General features: G+C 49.5%; 19 protein-coding genes. 16 read left to right on the top strand and 3 right to left on the bottom strand.

The genetic code is table 11. The features are described 5' to 3' along the window. The first annotated feature begins 438 nt into the window (after nucleotides 1-438). From mnmG to glmU, 14 genes are all read left to right on the top strand, one after another. Nucleotides 439-2,334 carry a tRNA uridine-5-carboxymethylaminomethyl(34) synthesis enzyme MnmG gene (mnmG, locus tag DYA43_RS14085; protein WP_020430372.1) on the top strand — a complete coding sequence of 632 codons (1,896 nt, stop codon included), beginning with the start codon at nucleotides 439-441 and terminating at the stop codon, nucleotides 2,332-2,334. Further along, nucleotides 2,334-2,966 carry a 16S rRNA (guanine(527)-N(7))-methyltransferase RsmG gene (gene rsmG / locus DYA43_RS14090; protein ID WP_020430370.1) on the top strand — a complete coding sequence of 211 codons (633 nt, stop codon included), beginning with the start codon at nucleotides 2,334-2,336 and terminating at the stop codon, nucleotides 2,964-2,966. The genes mnmG and rsmG overlap by 1 nt, the downstream gene beginning before the upstream one ends. Nucleotides 2,967-2,981: 15 nt before the next feature. Continuing rightward, nucleotides 2,982-3,755 carry a ParA family protein gene (locus DYA43_RS14095; protein ID WP_020430367.1) on the top strand — a complete coding sequence of 258 codons (774 nt, stop codon included), beginning with the start codon at nucleotides 2,982-2,984 and terminating at the stop codon, nucleotides 3,753-3,755. A gap of 23 nt (nucleotides 3,756-3,778) precedes the next feature. Further along, nucleotides 3,779-4,660, top strand: coding sequence for a ParB/RepB/Spo0J family partition protein (locus DYA43_RS14100; RefSeq protein ID WP_032082195.1), 882 nt, complete (start codon nucleotides 3,779-3,781; stop codon nucleotides 4,658-4,660). A 187-nt stretch (nucleotides 4,661-4,847) separates the two neighbouring features. After that, entirely contained in the window at nucleotides 4,848-5,243 is a 396-nt protein-coding gene (locus DYA43_RS14105) for a F0F1 ATP synthase subunit I (RefSeq protein ID WP_024373979.1), read from the top strand. Nucleotides 5,244-5,246: 3 nt separating this feature from the next. Then, nucleotides 5,247-6,059 carry a F0F1 ATP synthase subunit A gene (gene atpB, locus DYA43_RS14110; protein WP_020430363.1) on the top strand — a complete coding sequence of 271 codons (813 nt, stop codon included), beginning with the start codon at nucleotides 5,247-5,249 and terminating at the stop codon, nucleotides 6,057-6,059. 54 nt (nucleotides 6,060-6,113) lie between these two features. Next, nucleotides 6,114-6,368 carry a F0F1 ATP synthase subunit C gene (gene atpE / locus DYA43_RS14115; protein ID WP_002540812.1) on the top strand — a complete coding sequence of 85 codons (255 nt, stop codon included), beginning with the start codon at nucleotides 6,114-6,116 and terminating at the stop codon, nucleotides 6,366-6,368. 78 nt (nucleotides 6,369-6,446) lie between these two features. Continuing rightward, nucleotides 6,447-6,917 carry a F0F1 ATP synthase subunit B gene (atpF, locus tag DYA43_RS14120; protein WP_024373978.1) on the top strand — a complete coding sequence of 157 codons (471 nt, stop codon included), beginning with the start codon at nucleotides 6,447-6,449 and terminating at the stop codon, nucleotides 6,915-6,917. A gap of 15 nt (nucleotides 6,918-6,932) precedes the next feature. After that, the gene (gene atpH / locus DYA43_RS14125) at nucleotides 6,933-7,466 is read left to right on the top strand and encodes a F0F1 ATP synthase subunit delta (protein WP_020430351.1); all 534 of its coding nucleotides are present in this window, start codon (nucleotides 6,933-6,935) and stop codon (nucleotides 7,464-7,466) included. Nucleotides 7,467-7,479: 13 nt separating this feature from the next. Continuing rightward, the gene (gene atpA, locus DYA43_RS14130; RefSeq protein ID WP_020430350.1) at nucleotides 7,480-9,021 is read left to right on the top strand and encodes a F0F1 ATP synthase subunit alpha; all 1,542 of its coding nucleotides are present in this window, start codon (nucleotides 7,480-7,482) and stop codon (nucleotides 9,019-9,021) included. Nucleotides 9,022-9,064: 43 nt separating this feature from the next. Further along, the gene (atpG, locus tag DYA43_RS14135; protein WP_020430349.1) at nucleotides 9,065-9,931 is read left to right on the top strand and encodes a F0F1 ATP synthase subunit gamma; all 867 of its coding nucleotides are present in this window, start codon (nucleotides 9,065-9,067) and stop codon (nucleotides 9,929-9,931) included. 34 nt (nucleotides 9,932-9,965) lie between these two features. After that, complete coding sequence (atpD, locus tag DYA43_RS14140; RefSeq protein ID WP_020430348.1) at nucleotides 9,966-11,369, top strand: F0F1 ATP synthase subunit beta; 1,404 nt, start codon at nucleotides 9,966-9,968, stop codon at nucleotides 11,367-11,369. 18 nt (nucleotides 11,370-11,387) lie between these two features. Then, nucleotides 11,388-11,810 (top strand): F0F1 ATP synthase subunit epsilon, encoded by a 423-nt coding sequence (locus tag DYA43_RS14145; protein WP_024373977.1) that lies wholly within the window; start codon nucleotides 11,388-11,390, stop codon nucleotides 11,808-11,810. 153 nt (nucleotides 11,811-11,963) lie between these two features. Beyond that, nucleotides 11,964-13,325, top strand: coding sequence for a bifunctional UDP-N-acetylglucosamine diphosphorylase/glucosamine-1-phosphate N-acetyltransferase GlmU (glmU, locus tag DYA43_RS14150; RefSeq protein ID WP_061057056.1), 1,362 nt, complete (start codon nucleotides 11,964-11,966; stop codon nucleotides 13,323-13,325). A gap of 30 nt (nucleotides 13,326-13,355) precedes the next feature. Here the strand turns inward: glmU and DYA43_RS14155 are convergent, their stop codons facing one another. Next, on the bottom strand, nucleotides 13,356-14,090 hold the full coding sequence (locus tag DYA43_RS14155; RefSeq protein ID WP_061057057.1) for an amino acid ABC transporter permease: 735 nt from the start codon (nucleotides 14,088-14,090) through the stop codon (nucleotides 13,356-13,358). 96 nt (nucleotides 14,091-14,186) lie between these two features. On the opposite strand from DYA43_RS14155, the gene DYA43_RS14160 reads away from it, so the two are divergent. Next, entirely contained in the window at nucleotides 14,187-14,960 is a 774-nt protein-coding gene (locus tag DYA43_RS14160) for a transporter substrate-binding domain-containing protein (protein ID WP_024373974.1), read from the top strand. Between the two features lie 31 nt (nucleotides 14,961-14,991). On the opposite strand, the gene punC is transcribed toward DYA43_RS14160, so the two are convergent. Beyond that, nucleotides 14,992-16,194 carry a purine nucleoside transporter PunC gene (gene punC / locus DYA43_RS14165; RefSeq protein ID WP_061057058.1) on the bottom strand — a complete coding sequence of 401 codons (1,203 nt, stop codon included), beginning with the start codon at nucleotides 16,192-16,194 and terminating at the stop codon, nucleotides 14,992-14,994. 153 nt (nucleotides 16,195-16,347) lie between these two features. Between punC and punR the strand changes: the two genes are divergently transcribed. Further along, nucleotides 16,348-17,253 (top strand): DNA-binding transcriptional activator PunR, encoded by a 906-nt coding sequence (punR, locus tag DYA43_RS14170; protein ID WP_024374755.1) that lies wholly within the window; start codon nucleotides 16,348-16,350, stop codon nucleotides 17,251-17,253. Between the two features lie 54 nt (nucleotides 17,254-17,307). Here punR and fadA read toward each other — a convergent pair whose 3' ends face one another. Further along, nucleotides 17,308-18,471, bottom strand: coding sequence for an acetyl-CoA C-acyltransferase FadA (fadA, locus tag DYA43_RS14175; RefSeq protein ID WP_024374754.1), 1,164 nt, complete (start codon nucleotides 18,469-18,471; stop codon nucleotides 17,308-17,310). Nucleotides 18,472-18,478 lie beyond the last annotated feature (7 nt).

Below are 18,478 nucleotides of genomic sequence, written 5' to 3' on the forward strand. Positions count from 1 at the left end.
CCAAACCGCTGTGAATAATATTCAGCATTGATGCATCAACAGATTGGTGTTTTTTCAACCCAAACATCTGTGTATAACTCTGCATTTATCCGGTGATTAACCTATATTTATCCAAATAACAACTTAGATCCAAATCTACCCCTGTGCATAAGTAGCCATTTTGATCCCAGTTAATCCTCGATCAGATCAGTTGATGATCACATGTTCTGATCCAATCAAGATCCATGATCTTGTTGATCATTTTTCACTTATCCACAGAGATCGTCGATCCTAATAGTAGATCCAATAAAAAGATCTCTATATAGATCTTTATATATTATTTACTTAAAAGCCCTGAATGGAAAAAAGCAGAAAAGCGATTTTCTAGCCACTGGAAAGAAGGTAGAATACGTCTCTTTTATTTTATCCCTTAGTCTCAATGAATACCTGAGGTCGTTCATGCTTTATCACGAAACATTTGACGTCATTGTGGTTGGTGGCGGTCACGCAGGAACGGAAGCCGCGCTCGCAGCCGCTCGTACAGGCCAACGTACGTTACTTCTTACTCACAATATCGACACCCTGGGCCAGATGTCCTGTAACCCGGCAATCGGCGGTATTGGCAAAGGCCACTTAGTTAAAGAAGTGGATGCGATGGGTGGTCTGATGGCGGAAGCTATCGATCATGCGGGTATTCAATTTCGCACACTGAACGCCTCCAAAGGCCCAGCAGTACGTGCAACTCGTGCTCAGGCTGACCGTGCGCTGTACAAAGCTTACGTTCGCCATGCACTCGAGAACACACCGAATCTGACACTGTTCCAGCAGGCCGCTGACGATCTGATCGTTGAAAATGATCAGGTACGCGGTGTCATCACCCAAATGGGCCTCAAATTCCACGCTAAAGCGGTGGTATTGACCGTTGGTACCTTCCTGGGCGGTAAGATCCATATTGGACTGGAAAACTTCTCAGGTGGCCGTGCAGGGGATCCGCCATCGATCGCATTGGCTCAGCGCCTGCGCGAACTGCCATTCCGCGTGGATCGTCTGAAAACCGGCACACCACCACGTATCGACGCCAACAGTGTCGATTTCTCCGTGTTGGAAGCGCAGCATGGTGATAACCCTACGCCAGTGTTCTCATTCATGGGTAAGCGCGAACAGCATCCGCGTCAGATTCCATGTTTCATCACGCACACTAACGAAAAAACGCATGACGTGATTCGTGCCAACCTGGATCGCAGCCCGATGTATGCGGGGGTGATTGAAGGCATTGGTCCACGTTACTGCCCGTCGATCGAAGACAAAGTGATGCGCTTTGCGGATAAAAACAGTCACCAAATTTTCATCGAGCCAGAAGGTCTGACAACCACAGAACTCTACCCGAACGGTATTTCCACCAGTCTGCCATTTGATGTGCAGGTGCAGATCGTGCGTTCGATGAAAGGCTTTGAAAACGCGCATATTGTCCGCCCGGGCTATGCGATCGAATACGATTTCTTTGATCCGCGCGATCTGAAACAGACTTACGAAACCAAGTTTATTCAAGGCCTGTTCTTTGCGGGTCAGATTAACGGTACTACTGGCTACGAAGAAGCGGCGGCACAAGGTCTGATGGCTGGTCTGAACGCGAGTTTGTTCAGTCAGGACAAAGAGGGCTGGAGTCCTCGTCGTGATCAGGCTTACATGGGCGTTCTGATTGACGATTTGTCGACCATGGGTACCAAAGAACCGTACCGCATGTTTACCTCACGTGCGGAATACCGTCTGCTGCTGCGTGAAGACAACGCTGATCTGCGTTTGACTGAAAAAGCCCGTGAACTGGGTCTGATCAACGATGCACGTTGGGCGCGTTTCAATCAGAAGATTGAAAATATGGAAACGGAACGTCAGCGTCTGAAAGAGACCTGGATGAACCCGAATTCTGACAGTGTGGATGCACTGAACGCCTTGTTGAAAACGCCAATGTCGCGTGAAGCCAGCGGCGAAGATCTGCTGCGTCGTCCTGAAATGACATACGAAATGCTGACGTCATTGCCAACCTTTGCTCCGGCGATGGACGATCTTGAAGCGGCGGAACAAGTTGAAATTCAAGTTAAATACGAAGGTTATATTCAGCGTCAGCAGGATGAGATTGAAAAATCCCTGCGCCATGAACACACCAAGCTGCCTGTCGACCTTGATTACAAAGCGGTCAAAGGTTTGTCGAATGAAGTCGTACTGAAACTGAATAACGCGAAGCCGGAGACCATCGGTATCGCCTCGCGCATTTCCGGTATTACACCAGCGGCCATTTCTATTCTGCTGGTGCACCTGAAAAAACACGGCATGCTCAAAAAAGGAGAAGCCGCGTAATGAATTCGCTACGAGTTAAACTCGATGCTCTGATTGCTCAGACCGACCTAGAGGTGTCTGAGCATCAGCGTGAGCAGTTGGTCGGCTACGTTGAGCTGCTCAACAAATGGAACAAAGCCTACAACCTGACATCGGTGCGCGATCCGATGGAAATGATGGTGAAACACATTCTGGATAGCATCGTGGTCAGCCCGCTGTTGGTGGGTGAGCGTTTTATCGATGTTGGTACCGGACCTGGTTTGCCTGGAATTCCCCTGGCCATCATGAATCCGGAAAAAAGCTTTGTCCTGCTCGACAGCCTGGGTAAGCGCATTCGCTTCATCAAGCAGGTACTGCATGAACTCAAGATTGCTAACGTCACCCCAGTTCAAAGCCGGGTGGAAGACTACGATGGCGAAGAAGGCTTCGATGGCGTTCTGAGCCGTGCATTTGCTTCCATCACAGACATGGTAGAGTGGTGTCATCACCTGCCGCGTGCTCATACAGGCGTATTCTTGGCGTTGAAAGGTCTATTGCCGCAAGAAGAGATCGCACAGTTGCCGGAATGGTGTTCTGTGACCGACATCAAAGCTTTGAATGTTCCTGAGTTGGAAGGTGAGCGTCATCTTGTAATCTTATCGCGCAAGGGATAATAGCGAGGCATTACCGTGGGCAAAATCGTAGCGATCGCCAACCAGAAAGGTGGCGTAGGAAAAACAACGACTTGTATTAATCTGGCGGCCTCCATGGCAGCCACTAAACGCAAAGTTCTGGTGATCGACCTGGACCCGCAAGGCAATGCAACCATGGCCAGCGGCGTCGATAAGTATCAGGTGGATGCCACCGCGTATGAGTTGTTGGTGGAAGAAGCACCATTTGAAGAAGTGGTGTGCCGTAAAACCACAGGCCATTATGACCTGATTGCCGCCAACGGTGATGTCACCGCGGCAGAAATCAAACTTATGGAAGTGTTTGCCCGCGAAGTCCGCCTCAAAAACGCCCTCGCGCCAGTTCGCGATAACTATGATTTCATCTTTATCGATTGTCCTCCTTCTTTAAACCTCCTTACAATCAATGCGATGGCGGCGGCCGATTCGGTTTTAGTGCCGATGCAATGTGAGTATTTTGCCTTGGAAGGTTTAACTGCGTTAATGGACACCATCAGCAAGTTAGCCGCAGTGGTGAACGACAATCTGAAGATCGAAGGTCTGCTTCGTACCATGTACGATCCGCGTAACCGACTCGCTAACGAAGTTTCTGATCAATTGAAAAAACACTTTGGTAGCAAAGTGTACCGCACAGTTATTCCTCGCAATGTTCGCCTCGCTGAGGCGCCAAGTCATGGCAAACCAGCCATGTATTACGACAAGTACTCCGCAGGGGCCAAAGCGTATCTTGCTTTAGCTGGCGAAATGTTGCGTCGTGAAGAAGTACCCGCATAACACCAACTAAAGGATTCGTTTGCATGTCTAAACGTGGTTTAGGAAAAGGGCTGGATGCACTGCTGTCCACCAGCTCTCTGGCTCGTGAAAAACAACATGTGGCTTCTCAAAGTCAGGCTATGTCCAGTGACGGCGAGTTGACCGATCTTGCGATCACCAACCTCAAGCCGGGCATTTACCAACCCCGTAAAGATATGTCTCCAGAAGCGCTGGAAGAGCTCGCGGCTTCGATTCAGTCACAAGGCATCATTCAGCCGATTGTGGTGCGTCCGCTGGAGTTTGGTGGCTACGAAATTATTGCTGGTGAACGTCGCTGGCGTGCCGCTCGTCAGGCTGGCCTGAAGCAAGTCCCGTGTCTGATCAAACGCGTAGAAGATCGCGCGGCGATCGCGATGGCGTTGATCGAAAACATTCAACGCGAAGATCTCAATGTGATCGAAGAAGCGCAAGCGTTGGAGCGGTTACAAGACGAATTTAAGCTAACGCATCAGCAAGTCGCCGATGTGATTGGTAAATCGCGTGCAACGGTAAGTAACCTGCTGCGCTTGAATCAGCTGGATGACAGCGTCAAGCGTTTGGTGGAAACCCGTCAGTTGGAAATGGGTCATGCCCGCGCTTTGCTGATGTTGGAAGGCGAGCAACAAATTGAAGTGGCTGCGCGCGTGGCCAAGAAGCAATTGACCGTACGTCAGACAGAGCAATTAGTGAAAAAATGCCTCTCAGAGACCTCTGATGTAAAAAATGTGCCAGAAGACGTAGAAATACAACAAATGTCACAAAATCTGAGTGAAAAACTTGGGGCAAAAGTTTCAATCGTCCGCTCGAAAAGCGGAAAGTCAAAAGTCACAATAAGTCTTGATGAGCCTCACAAATTGGAGCAACTAATTGCCAAGCTGCAGGGCTAAGTGAGATAATTGATTTAAATCAATTGTGAAAAATAAGTTTTCTTTAGCGAAATATGTCGGTGTGTAAACAAAATTGTAACTTTTTGCGGCGTTGTAATTGCAATCAGTTGCCGTCACCGTATAATTTTCGCCAATTTCCAGCCCCGTTTTTGAGTGGTGTGTTGGATATTACTAGAGGTACGAATACATGGTAGCTGCGTTAGCTAGGCCAGGACGAGCGCTTGCAAAGCAATTGTTAATGATCCAGTTTGGCGCGGTTATAGTTGTGGCAGCAGGGATGGCGATTGCCGTAAATGCTGAATGGGGATTTTCAGCGCTAGTTGGTGGAGGCATTTTTGTCTTTGCCAATGCAGTTTTTGCGCTGTGTGCTTTTATGTATAGTGGAGCTCGCGCTGCAAAGCGAATCACGGCCTCTTTCTACACAGGCGAAGCACTTAAAATTCTCATCACTGTCGCTCTGTTCTCTGTCGCCTACATGTATATGCAGGTGGAACTTGTTCCCCTAAAACTAACCTATTTGCTGGCACTAGGTATTAATATCTGTGCGCCAGTGCTATTCATTAACAACAAAAAAATAGGATGAGTTATGGCTGCGCCAGGTGAAGCGCTAACATCGTCCGGATACATTGAACACCACCTTTCCAACCTATCTCTTTACAAGTTAGGTCTGGTTGCGGAGGAAACAAGTTTCTGGAACGTACATATCGATAGCCTGTTTTTTTCTTTGTTTACCGGACTGATCTTCCTTTGGGTGTTCCGTTCAGTGGCGAAGAAGGCAACAGCGGGTGTACCAGGCAAGCTACAGTGTTTTGTTGAAATAGTGGTTGAATTTGTCGATACCAACGTCAAAGACACCTTCCATGGACGCAATCCACTAATAGCACCGCTGGCACTGACTATCTTTTGTTGGGTATTGCTAATGAACATCATGGACTTAGTGCCAATTGATTTCTTGCCGTATCCAGCACAGCATTGGCTCGGTATCCCTTACTTAAAAGTGGTTCCGTCTGCTGATGTGAACATCACCATGGCTATGGCTCTAGGCGTGTTCGCTCTGATGATTTACTACAGCATCAAAGTGAAAGGTCTAGGTGGGTTTGCGAAAGAATTAGCACTACATCCGTTTAACCACCCAGTGATGATTCCGTTTAACCTACTTATTGAAGTGGTCTCGCTACTAGCAAAACCGCTGTCTCTAGGTATGCGTCTATTCGGTAACATGTTCGCGGGTGAGGTTGTATTCATTCTAATCGCAGCAATGCTACCATGGTGGCTACAATGGATGGGTTCACTACCGTGGGCTATTTTCCATATTCTGGTAATCCTGATTCAGTCTTTCGTGTTCATGATGTTGACAATCGTTTATCTGTCAATGGCACACGAAGACAGTGATCATTAATAAATTAGCTTTTATTTGGGCACATTAAGCCAACAACTATAATTGGAGATAGTAATGGAAACTTTACTGAGCTTTTCTGCAATCGCCGTAGGTATCATCGTCGGTCTTGCTTCTCTTGGTACTGCGATTGGTTTCGCACTTCTAGGTGGTAAATTCCTGGAAGGCGCTGCTCGTCAACCAGAAATGGCTCCTATGCTACAAGTTAAGATGTTCATCATCGCAGGTCTGCTGGATGCGGTTCCAATGATCGGTATCGTAATCGCACTGCTATTCACATTCGCGAACCCATTTGTTGGTCAACTAGGTTAATCACGTTTTGCCAGCGACAAACCCCGTTTGGTGGTTTGTCTTTGATTAACACTTAGTCCATATAGAGGGGTAGCTGTTGTGAATATGAACGCAACTCTGCTAGGTCAAGCAATATCATTCGCACTGTTTGTGTGGTTCTGCATGAAGTATGTATGGCCGCCAATCATTAAAGCGATTGAAGAGCGTCAGAAGAAAATTGCTGACGGTTTGCAAGCTGCTGAGCGTGCAAAGAAAGATTTGGACCTAGCACAAGCCAACGCTTCTGATTCATTAAAAGAAGCGAAGCGCACAGCAACTGAGGTCATTGAGGCTGCGAACAAACGTAAAGCGCAAATTTTGGATGAAGCGCGCGAGGAAGCTCAGGCAGAACGCCAGAAAATCCTTGCTCAAGCTGATGCTGAAATTGAGTCTGAGCGTAACCGTGCCCGCGATGAGCTGCGCAAACAAGTTGCAACTCTGGCTATTGCTGGTGCTGAGAAGATCCTTGAGCGTACTATCGATAAAGATGCGCACAAAGATATTCTCGACAACATTACTGCAAAACTTTAAGTCTGGGGGCGCCGAATGTCTAATATGACTACAATTGCACGCCCCTATGCTAAAGCAGCATTTGAATTTGCGGTGGAAAAACAACAACTGGATCAATGGAGCCAGATGCTTGTTTTCGCTGCCGAAGTCGCAATGAACGACCAGATTAAAGAACTGTTAACCAGTTCGACGTCTGCTGAGAAATTGGCAGAAATCTTTGTCGCAATTTGTGGCGATCAGTTTGATGCACATGGTCAGAACCTGCTGAAGGTAATGGCTGAGAATGGCCGCTTACAGGCCCTTCCGGATGTTTGTGCTCAATTCCATGCCCTGAAACAAGAGCATGAGAAGAAAGTCGATGTTGAAGTTATTTCAGCAACTGAACTTTCAGAGCAGCAACTGGCAGACATCAGCAGCAAACTTGAGCAGCGTCTGGAACGCAAAGTTCAGCTGAATTGCAGTGTAGATGAGACCCTACTTGGTGGGGTAGTAATTCGAGCCGGAGACCTAGTCATCGATAACTCAGCGCGTGGTCGTTTGAACCGCCTGAGCGATGCCTTGCAGTCTTAATGGGGATTGGAGCATGCAACTTAATTCCACGGAAATTAGCGATCTAATTAAACAGCGTATTGAGTCTTTCAACGTTGTTAGTGAAGCTCGTAATGAAGGTACTATCGTATCGGTAAGCGATGGTATTATCCGTATTCACGGCCTAGCGGACGTGATGCAGGGTGAAATGATTGAATTACCGGGTGGCCGTTTTGCACTAGCACTTAACCTTGAGCGTGACTCGGTTGGTGCGGTTGTAATGGGCCCATATGCTGACCTTAAGGAAGGCGAAAAAGTAACTGGTACTGGTCGTATTCTTGAAGTGCCAGTTGGTCCTGAACTGCTTGGCCGCGTAGTGAACACACTGGGCGAACCAATTGACGGTAAAGGTCCACTCAATGCAACTCTGACTTCTCCTGTAGAAGTGATTGCACCAGGCGTAATCGACCGTCAATCAGTTGATCAGCCTGTTCAAACTGGTTACAAATCAGTGGACTCGATGATTCCAATCGGCCGTGGTCAGCGTGAGCTGATTATCGGTGACCGTCAGACTGGTAAAACAGCGATGGCGATCGATGCGATCATTAACCAAAAAGATTCAGGTATTTACTCAATTTACGTAGCGATTGGTCAGAAAGCTTCTACTATTGCGAACGTAGTACGTAAACTTGAAGAGCATGGCGCTCTGAAGAACACTATCGTCGTGGTAGCGTCAGCTTCTGAGTCTGCAGCTCTGCAATACCTTGCGCCTTACGCAGGTTGTGCAATGGGTGAATACTTCCGTGATCGCGGTGAAGATGCACTGATTGTTTACGATGATCTTTCTAAGCAAGCTGTTGCTTATCGTCAGATCTCTCTACTGCTACGTCGTCCGCCAGGTCGCGAAGCTTTCCCTGGTGACGTTTTCTACCTCCACTCACGTCTACTTGAGCGTGCTGCTCGTGTAAGCGCTGACTACGTAGAACGTTTCACTAACGGTGAAGTGAAAGGTAAGACCGGTTCTCTGACTGCTCTGCCTATCATCGAAACCCAAGCTGGTGACGTATCCGCATTCGTACCGACTAACGTAATCTCGATTACCGATGGTCAGATCTTCCTACAAACTGAACTGTTCAACGCGGGTGTTCGCCCAGCAGTTGACCCAGGTATCTCAGTTTCTCGTGTAGGTGGTTCAGCTCAGACGAAAATCATCAAGAAGCTGTCAGGCGGTATCCGTACTGCACTTGCAGCGTACCGTGAACTGGCAGCATTCGCGCAGTTCTCTTCGGATCTGGATGATGCGACTAAACGTCAGCTTGAGCACGGTCAGAAAGTAACAGAACTGATGAAACAGAAGCAGTACGCTCCAATGTCTGTTTTTGATCAGGCTCTGACTATCTTCGCAGCAGAGCGCGGTTACCTTGCAGATGTAGAACTGAGCAAAGTTCTGGATTTCGAGGCGGCTCTACTATCGTACGCTCGCGGTCAACACGCTGAACTAGCAGCGCAGATCGACAAGACGGGTGCTTACAACGATGACATCGAAGCTCAGCTGAAGAAGCTGGTTGACGATTTCAAAGCAACCCAAACTTGGTAATAGGTCGGTGGCAAGTTTTGCCACCAACTAATGGAGAGTAACGATGGCCGGCGCAAAAGAGATACGTAATAAAATCGGTAGTGTGAAAAGCACTCAGAAAATTACGAAAGCGATGGAAATGGTAGCAGCTTCAAAAATGCGTCGTTCTCAAGACGCCATGGAAGCTTCTCGTCCATACGCGGCAACTATGCGTAAAGTGATCGGTCATGTCGCCAACGCGAATCTAGAGTATCGTCATCCGTATCTAGAAGAGCGTGAAGCGAAACGTGTTGGTTACATCATTATTTCTACCGACCGTGGCTTGTGTGGTGGTTTGAACATTAACCTGTTCAAGAAAGCTGTTACAGACATGCAAGCGTGGAAAGAGAAGGGTGCTGAAATTGATTTGGCCATTATTGGTTCAAAAGCAACGGCATTCTTCAACAACAGCGGCGCTAAAGTAGCGGCTCAGGTATCTGGTCTGGGCGATAGCCCATCACTGGAAGACTTGATCGGTTCTGTTGGCGTGATGCTGAAGAAATATGATAACGGCGAGTTGGATCGTCTGTACGTAGTGTTCAACGAATTCGTGAACACCATGGTACAACAACCAAAGATCGATCAATTGCTACCTTTGCCTAAATCGGACAGCGAAGAGATGCAGCGTGAGCATTCATGGGACTACATCTATGAACCTGAACCAAAACCTCTACTGGATGCGCTATTGCTGCGCTACGTAGAGTCTCAGGTTTACCAGGGTGTGGTTGAGAACCTTGCTTGTGAGCAAGCGGCTCGAATGGTTGCGATGAAGGCTGCAACGGATAACGCCTCAAATCTGATTGATGACTTAGAACTTGTGTACAACAAAGCCCGTCAGGCTGCGATCACACAAGAACTGTCAGAAATCGTGAGCGGCGCAGCAGCGGTTTAAGCTTAGGTAAAACAAACAGTTTAGAGGATTAACGATGGCTACAGGTAAGATCGTACAGATCATCGGTGCGGTAGTCGACGTAGAGTTCCCACAGAGCGCAGTACCAGGTGTTTACGATGCTCTGAAAGTTGTTGAAGCAAAAGAACGTCTGGTTCTTGAAGTTCAGCAACAGCTTGGCGGTGGCGTTGTACGCGCAATCGTAATGGGTAGCTCGGATGGTTTACGTCGTGGAATGACAGTTGAAAACACTGGCGCTCCAATTTCAGTGCCAGTAGGTACTAAAACGCTAGGTCGTATCATGAACGTACTTGGCGATGCGATTGATGAACGTGGTGAAATCGGTGCTGAAGAGCTTTACTCGATTCACCGTGCAGCACCAAGCTACGAAGAGCAGTCTAACGCAACTGAGCTGCTGGAAACTGGTGTTAAGGTAATCGACCTGATTTGTCCATTCGCTAAGGGTGGTAAAATCGGTCTGTTCGGTGGTGCAGGTGTAGGTAAGACCGTTAACATGATGGAACTTATCAACAACATCGCACTGCAACACTCAGGTCTGTCTGTATTTGCTGGTGTTGGTGAGCGTACTCGTGAGGGTAACGACTTCTACCACGAGATGCAGGAAGCGGGTGTTGTAAACATCGAGAAACCTGAAGAATCAAAAGTAGCGATGGTTTACGGCCAGATGAACGAGCCACCAGGCAACCGTCTGCGTGTAGCTCTGACTGGTCTGACTATGGCTGAGCGTTTCCGTGATGAAGGTCGTGACGTACTGCTGTTCATCGATAACATCTACCGTTATACCCTTGCGGGTACAGAGGTATCGGCACTTCTGGGTCGTATGCCATCTGCGGTAGGTTACCAGCCAACACTGGCTGAAGAGATGGGTGTACTTCAGGAACGTATCACGTCAACTAAGAAAGGTTCTATCACGTCTGTACAGGCGGTATACGTACCTGCGGATGACTTGACCGACCCGTCACCAGCAACCACGTTTGCTCACTTGGATGCAACGGTTGTACTTAACCGTAACATCGCAGCAATGGGTCTGTACCCAGCGATCGACCCACTGGATTCGACTTCTCGTCAGCTAGATCCATTGGTTGTTGGTCAAGAGCACTACGACATTGCGCGTGGCGTTCAACAGACTCTGCAACGCTACAAAGAGCTGAAAGACATCATTGCGATTCTGGGTATGGACGAACTGTCTGAAACCGATAAGCAAGTGGTAGCTCGTGCGCGTAAGATTGAGCGTTTCCTAACTCAGCCTTACCACGTAGCGGAAGTCTTCACGGGCGACCCAGGTATCTACGTACCACTAAAAGAAACTCTACGTGGCTTTAAAGGCCTGTTAGCTGGTGACTACGACGATGTTCCAGAGCAAGCGTTCATGTACTGCGGTGCAATCGACGATGCTCTTGAGAATGCGAAGAAGCTATAAGGCTAACTAGGAGGCGATATGGCAGCAATAACCTTTCATCTGGATGTAGTGAGTGCTGAGAAGAAAATCTTCTCGGGCCTCGTTGAAACGTTCCAGGTGACCGGTAGCGAAGGTGAGCTGGGTATTTTCCACGGCCACACACCGCTGCTGACCGCTATTAAGCCTGGTATGGTGCGTATTGTGAAACAGCACGGCCACGAAGAAATCATTTATGTTTCTGGTGGTATTATTGAAGTTCAGCCTGGCACAGCGACTGTGCTGGCTGACACGGCAATCCGTGGTGAAGATCTAGACGCAGCGAAGGCAGCAGAAGCCAAACGTCGCGCTGAAGAACACATTCAGAATCAGCATGGCGATATGGACTTCGCGCAAGCGGCCAGTGAACTGGCTAAAGCCATTGCTCAGCTTCGAGTGATCGAGTTGACGAAGAAACGTCGTTAAGCCAATTAACTACGTTGAGACCAAAAGGCGACCGAAAGGTCGCCTTTTTGCTTAATTTTTAATAGAAATTTACGCCATTCATTTAACACCCCTTCATTAAGCCGCTAAAATGCGGGCAGTATTAGGTTTAACGTCAGGTAAGTTAGGTATCCAATGAAATTTAGCGCAGTAATTCTTGCCGCGGGCAAAGGCACCCGTATGCATTCTAATATGCCCAAAGTGCTTCATACCCTTGCGGGCAAACCAATGGTGAAGCATGTTATCGACACCTGTAACAGTTTAGGGGCACAAAATATCCATTTAGTCTTTGGCCACGGCGGCGATCAAATGCAACACGCATTGGCTGAAGAGAGCGTCAATTGGGTATTGCAGGCGGAGCAGTTGGGTACTGGACACGCAGTGGATCAAGCGTCTGCTCAGTTTCAGGATGATGAGAAAATTCTGGTGTTGTACGGCGATGTCCCGCTGATTTCAGAAGAAACCATCGATAGCTTGCTGGACGCTCAACCTACGGGCGGCATTGCACTGTTGACCGTGGTGCTCGATAACCCAATGGGTTACGGCCGCATCGTACGTAAAAATGGCCCTGTGGTGGCGATCGTAGAACAAAAAGATGCCACAGAAGAGCAGAAACTGATTAAAGAGATCAATACGGGTGTGATGGTCGCAACGGGGGGCGATTTGAAGCGCTGGTTGGCAGGGCTGAATAACAACAACGCTCAAGGCGAGTACTACCTGACGGACGTGATTGCGGCAGCGCACGATGAAGGTCGCGCTGTAGAAGCCGTGCATCCGGTCAGCTCGATTGAAGTGGAAGGCGTCAACGACCGCATTCAACTGGCGCGTCTTGAGCGTGCTTTCCAAGCGCGTCAGGCGAACAAGCTGCTGGAGCAAGGTGTGATGCTGCGCGATCCGGCGCGTTTTGATCTGCGTGGTGAGCTGCAGTGCGGTACGGACGTTGAAATCGACGTGAACGTGATCATCGAAGGTTCCGTTTCGATCGGCAACAATGTAGTGATCGGTGCCGGTTCAATTCTGAAAGATTGTGAAATTGACGACAATACTGTGATCCGCCCGTACAGTGTGATTGAAGGCGCGACCGTCGGTGAAGATTGTACGGTAGGGCCGTTTACGCGCCTGCGTCCAGGCGCTGAGCTCCAAAACGATGCACATGTCGGCAACTTTGTTGAAGTGAAAAATGCGCGTTTGGGTCAGGGCTCAAAGGCCAACCATCTGGCCTATCTTGGTGATGCGGAAATTGGCCAACGCGTCAACATCGGTGCAGGTGCGATCACCTGTAACTACGATGGTGCCAACAAACATAAAACCGTGATTGGCGACGACGTTTTTGTCGGTTCTGACAGCCAGCTGGTGGCTCCTGTGACGATTGCAAACGGGGCTACCATCGGTGCGGGTACTACTCTGACGCGCGATGTTGCGGAAGGTGAGTTAGTCATTACTCGCGCTAAAGAGAAGAAAATCTCTGGCTGGCAGCGTCCGGTTAAAAAGAAATAGACCTAGAGAGCCTGCTAATAGCAGGCTTTTTTATTGCGGCAGGGTCAGCTTTTTCTCCAGACTTCGCACCCCTTGTGACACCAACAAAATCAACACCAGATACTCCAGTACCAGAAAAGTGTAGATTTCCAGCGGCAAGTACTCTGTGACCACCAGTTCATTGGCGCGGCGGGTCAGATCGCTCAGACCAATGACGCTGACCAGCGATGACATTTTCAGAATATAGATAAACTGGTTGCCCAGCGGCGGCAGGATTTGTCTCAGTGCCTGAGGCAGGATTACCAGACGCATTTTTTGCCAATAATTCAGCCCCAAGGCTTCTGCTGCTTCATGTTGGCCGCGGGCGATGGCTTGAATCCCACCTCGAAACACCTCAGCCATGAATGCGCTTTCCGCCAGGCTGAGCGCGATAACCCCCGCGGTAAAATGATTAAGTGACACGTCAAACAGCGCGGGTAATCCGTAGTAGACCCACAACAGCAGTACCAAGACGGGAATGGCGCGCACGACTTCAACGTACACCCGATTGGCACGGCGCAGCGAGCGATAACGCGACAGTGCTGGCAGAGCAATCACCAGCCCTATCAACATTGCCAACACCATGCTCAGAAGAGAAATACTCAAGGTGTCACCAAAGCCCGCGACGAGGAATTTGAGGTTACGCATGCCTTGCTCTGTCGATGGATCCAGAACGTACCAGCCCCACTGGTACTGGTTGCACCCGGTTAACAGCAGCGGCAATAGCCAGGCACTGTATCGCAGCATCACACTCCTCCGTAGTCTGACTAAAAAAAGTCCTTTGATACTGCTATGTTAACAATGATGCAGTACATTCAGTGAACAGTTTTTAAGGAAAAAACGATGAAAAAAATAATAGCAGTGCTGGGGTTATGTTTGTTGTCAGTGGGTCAGGTGTATGCGCAGAGCCGTCTTCAGGACGTCTTGAACACTGGCGTGTTACGCGTTGGGACGACGGGGGACTGGAATCCGATGACGATGAAAGATCCGGCGACCAACAGTTACCGTGGTTTTGATATTGATGTGACGGCTGAGTTGGCCAAAGATCTCGGCGTTAAAGTGGAGTACGTCGCGACCGATTGGAAAACCCTGGTCAATGGTATTACCGCCAACAAATATGACATCACCGGCAGTGCGTCACTCAATATGTCGCGGGCAAAAGTAGCGGGTTATAGCCAGCCCTATTTCTATCTGGCGTTTGTGCCAGTGGTGCAAAAAAGTGAACTCAGCCGCTATCAGGATTGGAGTGATTTTGATAACGCCGAGATAAAAGTGGCCGCGACGCTCGGCACGGTGCAGGAAAAAATGGTTAAAGAGTTTTTCCCCAATGCTCAGCACATCGTGATTGAAGCGCCGGCACGTGATTATCAGGAACTGTTGGCCAAACGTGCCGATGTGTCGGTGACGTCCAATGTCGAGGCGGCAACGCTGGTAGAAAAATTCAATCAGTTGGCGATCGTTCCAGTGAAAGAGGCGCGTCGCCCAACCCCGATTGCGATGCTGTTACCTCAGGACGATCAGGTATGGATTAACTACGTGAATCACTGGGTGGAACTGAAAAAAACGCAAGGTTTTTTCCGTCAAACCGCAGAGAAGTGGGGGCTGAAAAGTCTGTAATAAAAAGCGCCTCAGTTGAGGCGCTTATGGTTTATTTATCCTGAACTACACGAGCATTGTCCGGCGTAGTGAAATGCTGGTTCAGCTGACGATTGGCAATGATGTAGCCCACCCATAAGCCGAGCATACAGACCACAATCGCAATCCCCGTGACCATTTGAGCCTGGCTGGCAAAGGCCGCTACCAGCGCACTGGCTACACTTGCAGCACAGATTTGCAGACTGTTCTGTAAACCTGCTGCGGTAGCCGGGCTGTCTTTAGCGCTGGACAGCGCGCGGTTGACAACAATTGGGTATAGCGCACCGTTAGCCACAGCAATCAGGCAGAACGGCGCCAGAATCGGCCAGATCGACGTCAATGTCCATTGTGATGCGATGAAGATCAGTACTGTTGATAGCGTGAACAGAGCGATCAGTTGTTTCAGCACCGCTTCATCGCCGAACTTACGCACACACCATTTGCCCATGTAACCACCGATCATAAACGCGATGGTTTGCGGAATGAAGCTCAGGCCAATGTCTTTTGCTTCATAGCCCAGTTGAGCCATGATTTCTGGCATGCCAGTCAGGTAAGCGAAGAACGCGGCAGATGCGGTTGCAAACATCAGTACGTTGCCAAGGTAAGATTTACTGCTCAGCAGATGTTTGATGTCCTGAGTGATCGACGTCGTTTTCGGTTCACTAACGGCATTTTTCTGTACGCCAGTGCTGATCACCAGTGCAATTCCCATGACCGTCAGTGCCAGAAAGATGCTGTGCCAGCCAAACTGGTCCGCCAGCAACACGCCTAATTGGGGGGCTAGGGCCGGAGAAAGCGCGACCAGTGGCATAATGGTGGCAAAGATCTGTTGGCTGGTCTGGCTTGGGTAACGTTTGATCACCATGGCTTGCCAAATCACTGCGGGTGCACAAACCCCAATCGCTTGCACGAAACGCAAAGAGAGCAATTGCCACACTTGATCGCAGAACGCTAGGCCAGCAGAGGCAAGAGTAAACACCACCAGACCAGTGATCAATGTATTACGATGACCAAATTTATCCGATGCCAGACCCCACAATAACTGACCCGACGCCATTCCAACCAGAAACACGGTCAGTGACAGTGCGATTTGTTCTGGCCCGGTGGCAAAGTCCTGTTCCATGATTTTAAACGCCGGCAGATACATATCGGTGGCGATGAAGCCGAGCATAGAGAGCGCTGCTAAATAAAACAGCTGTAAGGGTGATACGTTCATTGTTCTTCCCATCAAAAAAATTAATTCAATTTGACCCTGTATCTCTTGGCGCCAACCAGGATTTCTGAGCGCCCTCATTCTATTTTTGGTTTAAGATGAATTGAAACGCGAAATTTGTTAGTTATCGTTCAAAAAATTTGATGGGTAAAAATCATGTTTTCCAAATCCTCACTGGAAATGCTCGACACCGTAGCTCGTTTGGGCAGTTTCACCGCCGCTGCGGATGTGCTGCATAAAGTCCCCTCGGCGATCAGCTATGGTGTGCGTCAGGTGGAAGTGGAACTCGGGGTGGTGCTGTTTCGCCGTCTGCCACGAAAAGTGGAGCTGACTCCCGCAGGTGAACTGTTTATGCAAGAGGCAAGGTCGTTATTACGCCAGATGGAAGAGCTGAAAGCGCAGACCCGCCGTGCCGCGCATGGCTGGCAGAAAACCCTCAAAGTCACGTTGGACAATGTGGTCAAATTGGATCGCATGAAGCCGCTGGTGGAAGATTTCTACCGCACGTTTGAATTTGCCGAGTTGCAAATCAACATGGAAGTGTTTAATGGCTCTTGGGAAGCCATCTCTCAGGGGCGGGCGGATATTGTGATTGGGGCGACCTCTGCGGTGCCTGTCGGGGGCGATTTTGAAGTGCGGGATATGGGGATTCTTGATTGGGCGTTTGTGATGTCGCCGGCCCATCCGTGTGTACGTGAGCAAGTGCTTACTGAAGCGTTTGTCAGTCAGTTTCCGGCGATCTGTCTTGATGACACTTCCAGTGTATTGCCAAAAAGGCATACCGGGCACTATCCGCAGCAGCGACGTCTGCTGCTGCCCAACTGGTATAGCGCTATCGAGTGCCTGAAAAATGGTGTGGGCGTGGGGTATATGCCTCGTCATATGGCGCAGCCGTTATTGGCCAGTGGTCAGTTAGTGGAGAAAATGTTGCCGGACGAAAAGCCGCTCAGCCAGTGCTGTTTGGTGTGGCGTAAAGACGACAATCACAAATTGATTGAGTGGATGGTGAACTATCTCGGCACCAGTGAGCAGTTACATAAAGATTGGTTGCAGGCGTATTGAGCCAGAATCACAGGAAATAAAAAAGCCAGCAGATGCTGGCTTTTCAGTTGCCGCTTATGGGCGTTCAAAGATGGTGGCAATCCCTTGGCCTAAACCGATACACATGGTAGCTAAGCCGTATTTGGCATTCTTGGCTTCCATCAGGTTAATCAGCGTGGTGGAGATACGTGTTCCGGAACAGCCTAACGGGTGACCGAGTGCAATCGCGCCGCCGTTGAGATTGACCTTGTCATCCATCTTATCCAGCAAACCCAGATCTTTGGCACAGGGCAGCGACTGAGCCGCAAACGCTTCATTGAGCTCCACCACATCCATATCATCGATGCTCAGACCGGCGCGTTGCAGCGCTTTTTTCGTCGCTGGAACCGGACCGTAGCCCATGATGGAGGGATCGCAGCCTGCAATGGCCATTGATTTCACGCGTGCTCGAATGGTCAGGCCCAGTGCGTTGGCTTTGGCTTCACTCATCACCAGCATCGCAGATGCACCATCCGACAGAGCTGACGAGGTGCCCGCAGTCACGGTGCCATTTGCCGGGTCAAACACCGGGCGCAGTTCAGACAGGCCTTCCACGGTGGTTTCCGGACGAATCACTTCATCGTAATCGAGCGTGAACAGAGTGCCGTCTGGCGCATGGCCTTCAGTTGGCAGGATTTCGTTTTTAAAACGACCTTCCAGTGTTGCTGCCTGCGCACGTTGATGAGAGCGGGCGGCAAAGGCATCTTGTTGTTCGCGGCTGATGCCGTGCAGTTTACCCAGCATTTCGGCTGTCAAACCCATCATACCAGCGGCTTTGGCGACGTTTTTCGACATGCCCGGGTGGAAATCTACGCCGTGCGTCATCGGTACGTGACCCATGTGTTCAACACCGCCGACGATACACATTTCCGCATCACCCACCATGATCGCACGCGTAGCGTCATGCAGCGCCTGCATGGATGAACCACACAAACGGTTGACGGTTACGGCACCGATTTCAATTGGCAGACCCGCCAGCAGCGCGGCGTTACGGGCGATATTGAAGCCTTGCTCTAACGTTTGCTGTACACAGCCCCAATAGATGTCTTCGATTTCGTGCGGGTTAACCTGAGGGTTACGCGACAGCAGGCCTTTCATCAGATGCGCCGACAAATCTTCCGCACGCTGGTGGCGAAACGCCCCGCCTTTGGAGCGACCCATCGGGGTACGAAGGCAATCAACAATCACTACATTATTCATTTTGTCA

The sequence above is a fragment of the Vibrio fluvialis genome, assembly GCF_900460245.1.
GTDB classification, from domain to species: domain Bacteria; phylum Pseudomonadota; class Gammaproteobacteria; order Enterobacterales; family Vibrionaceae; genus Vibrio; species Vibrio fluvialis.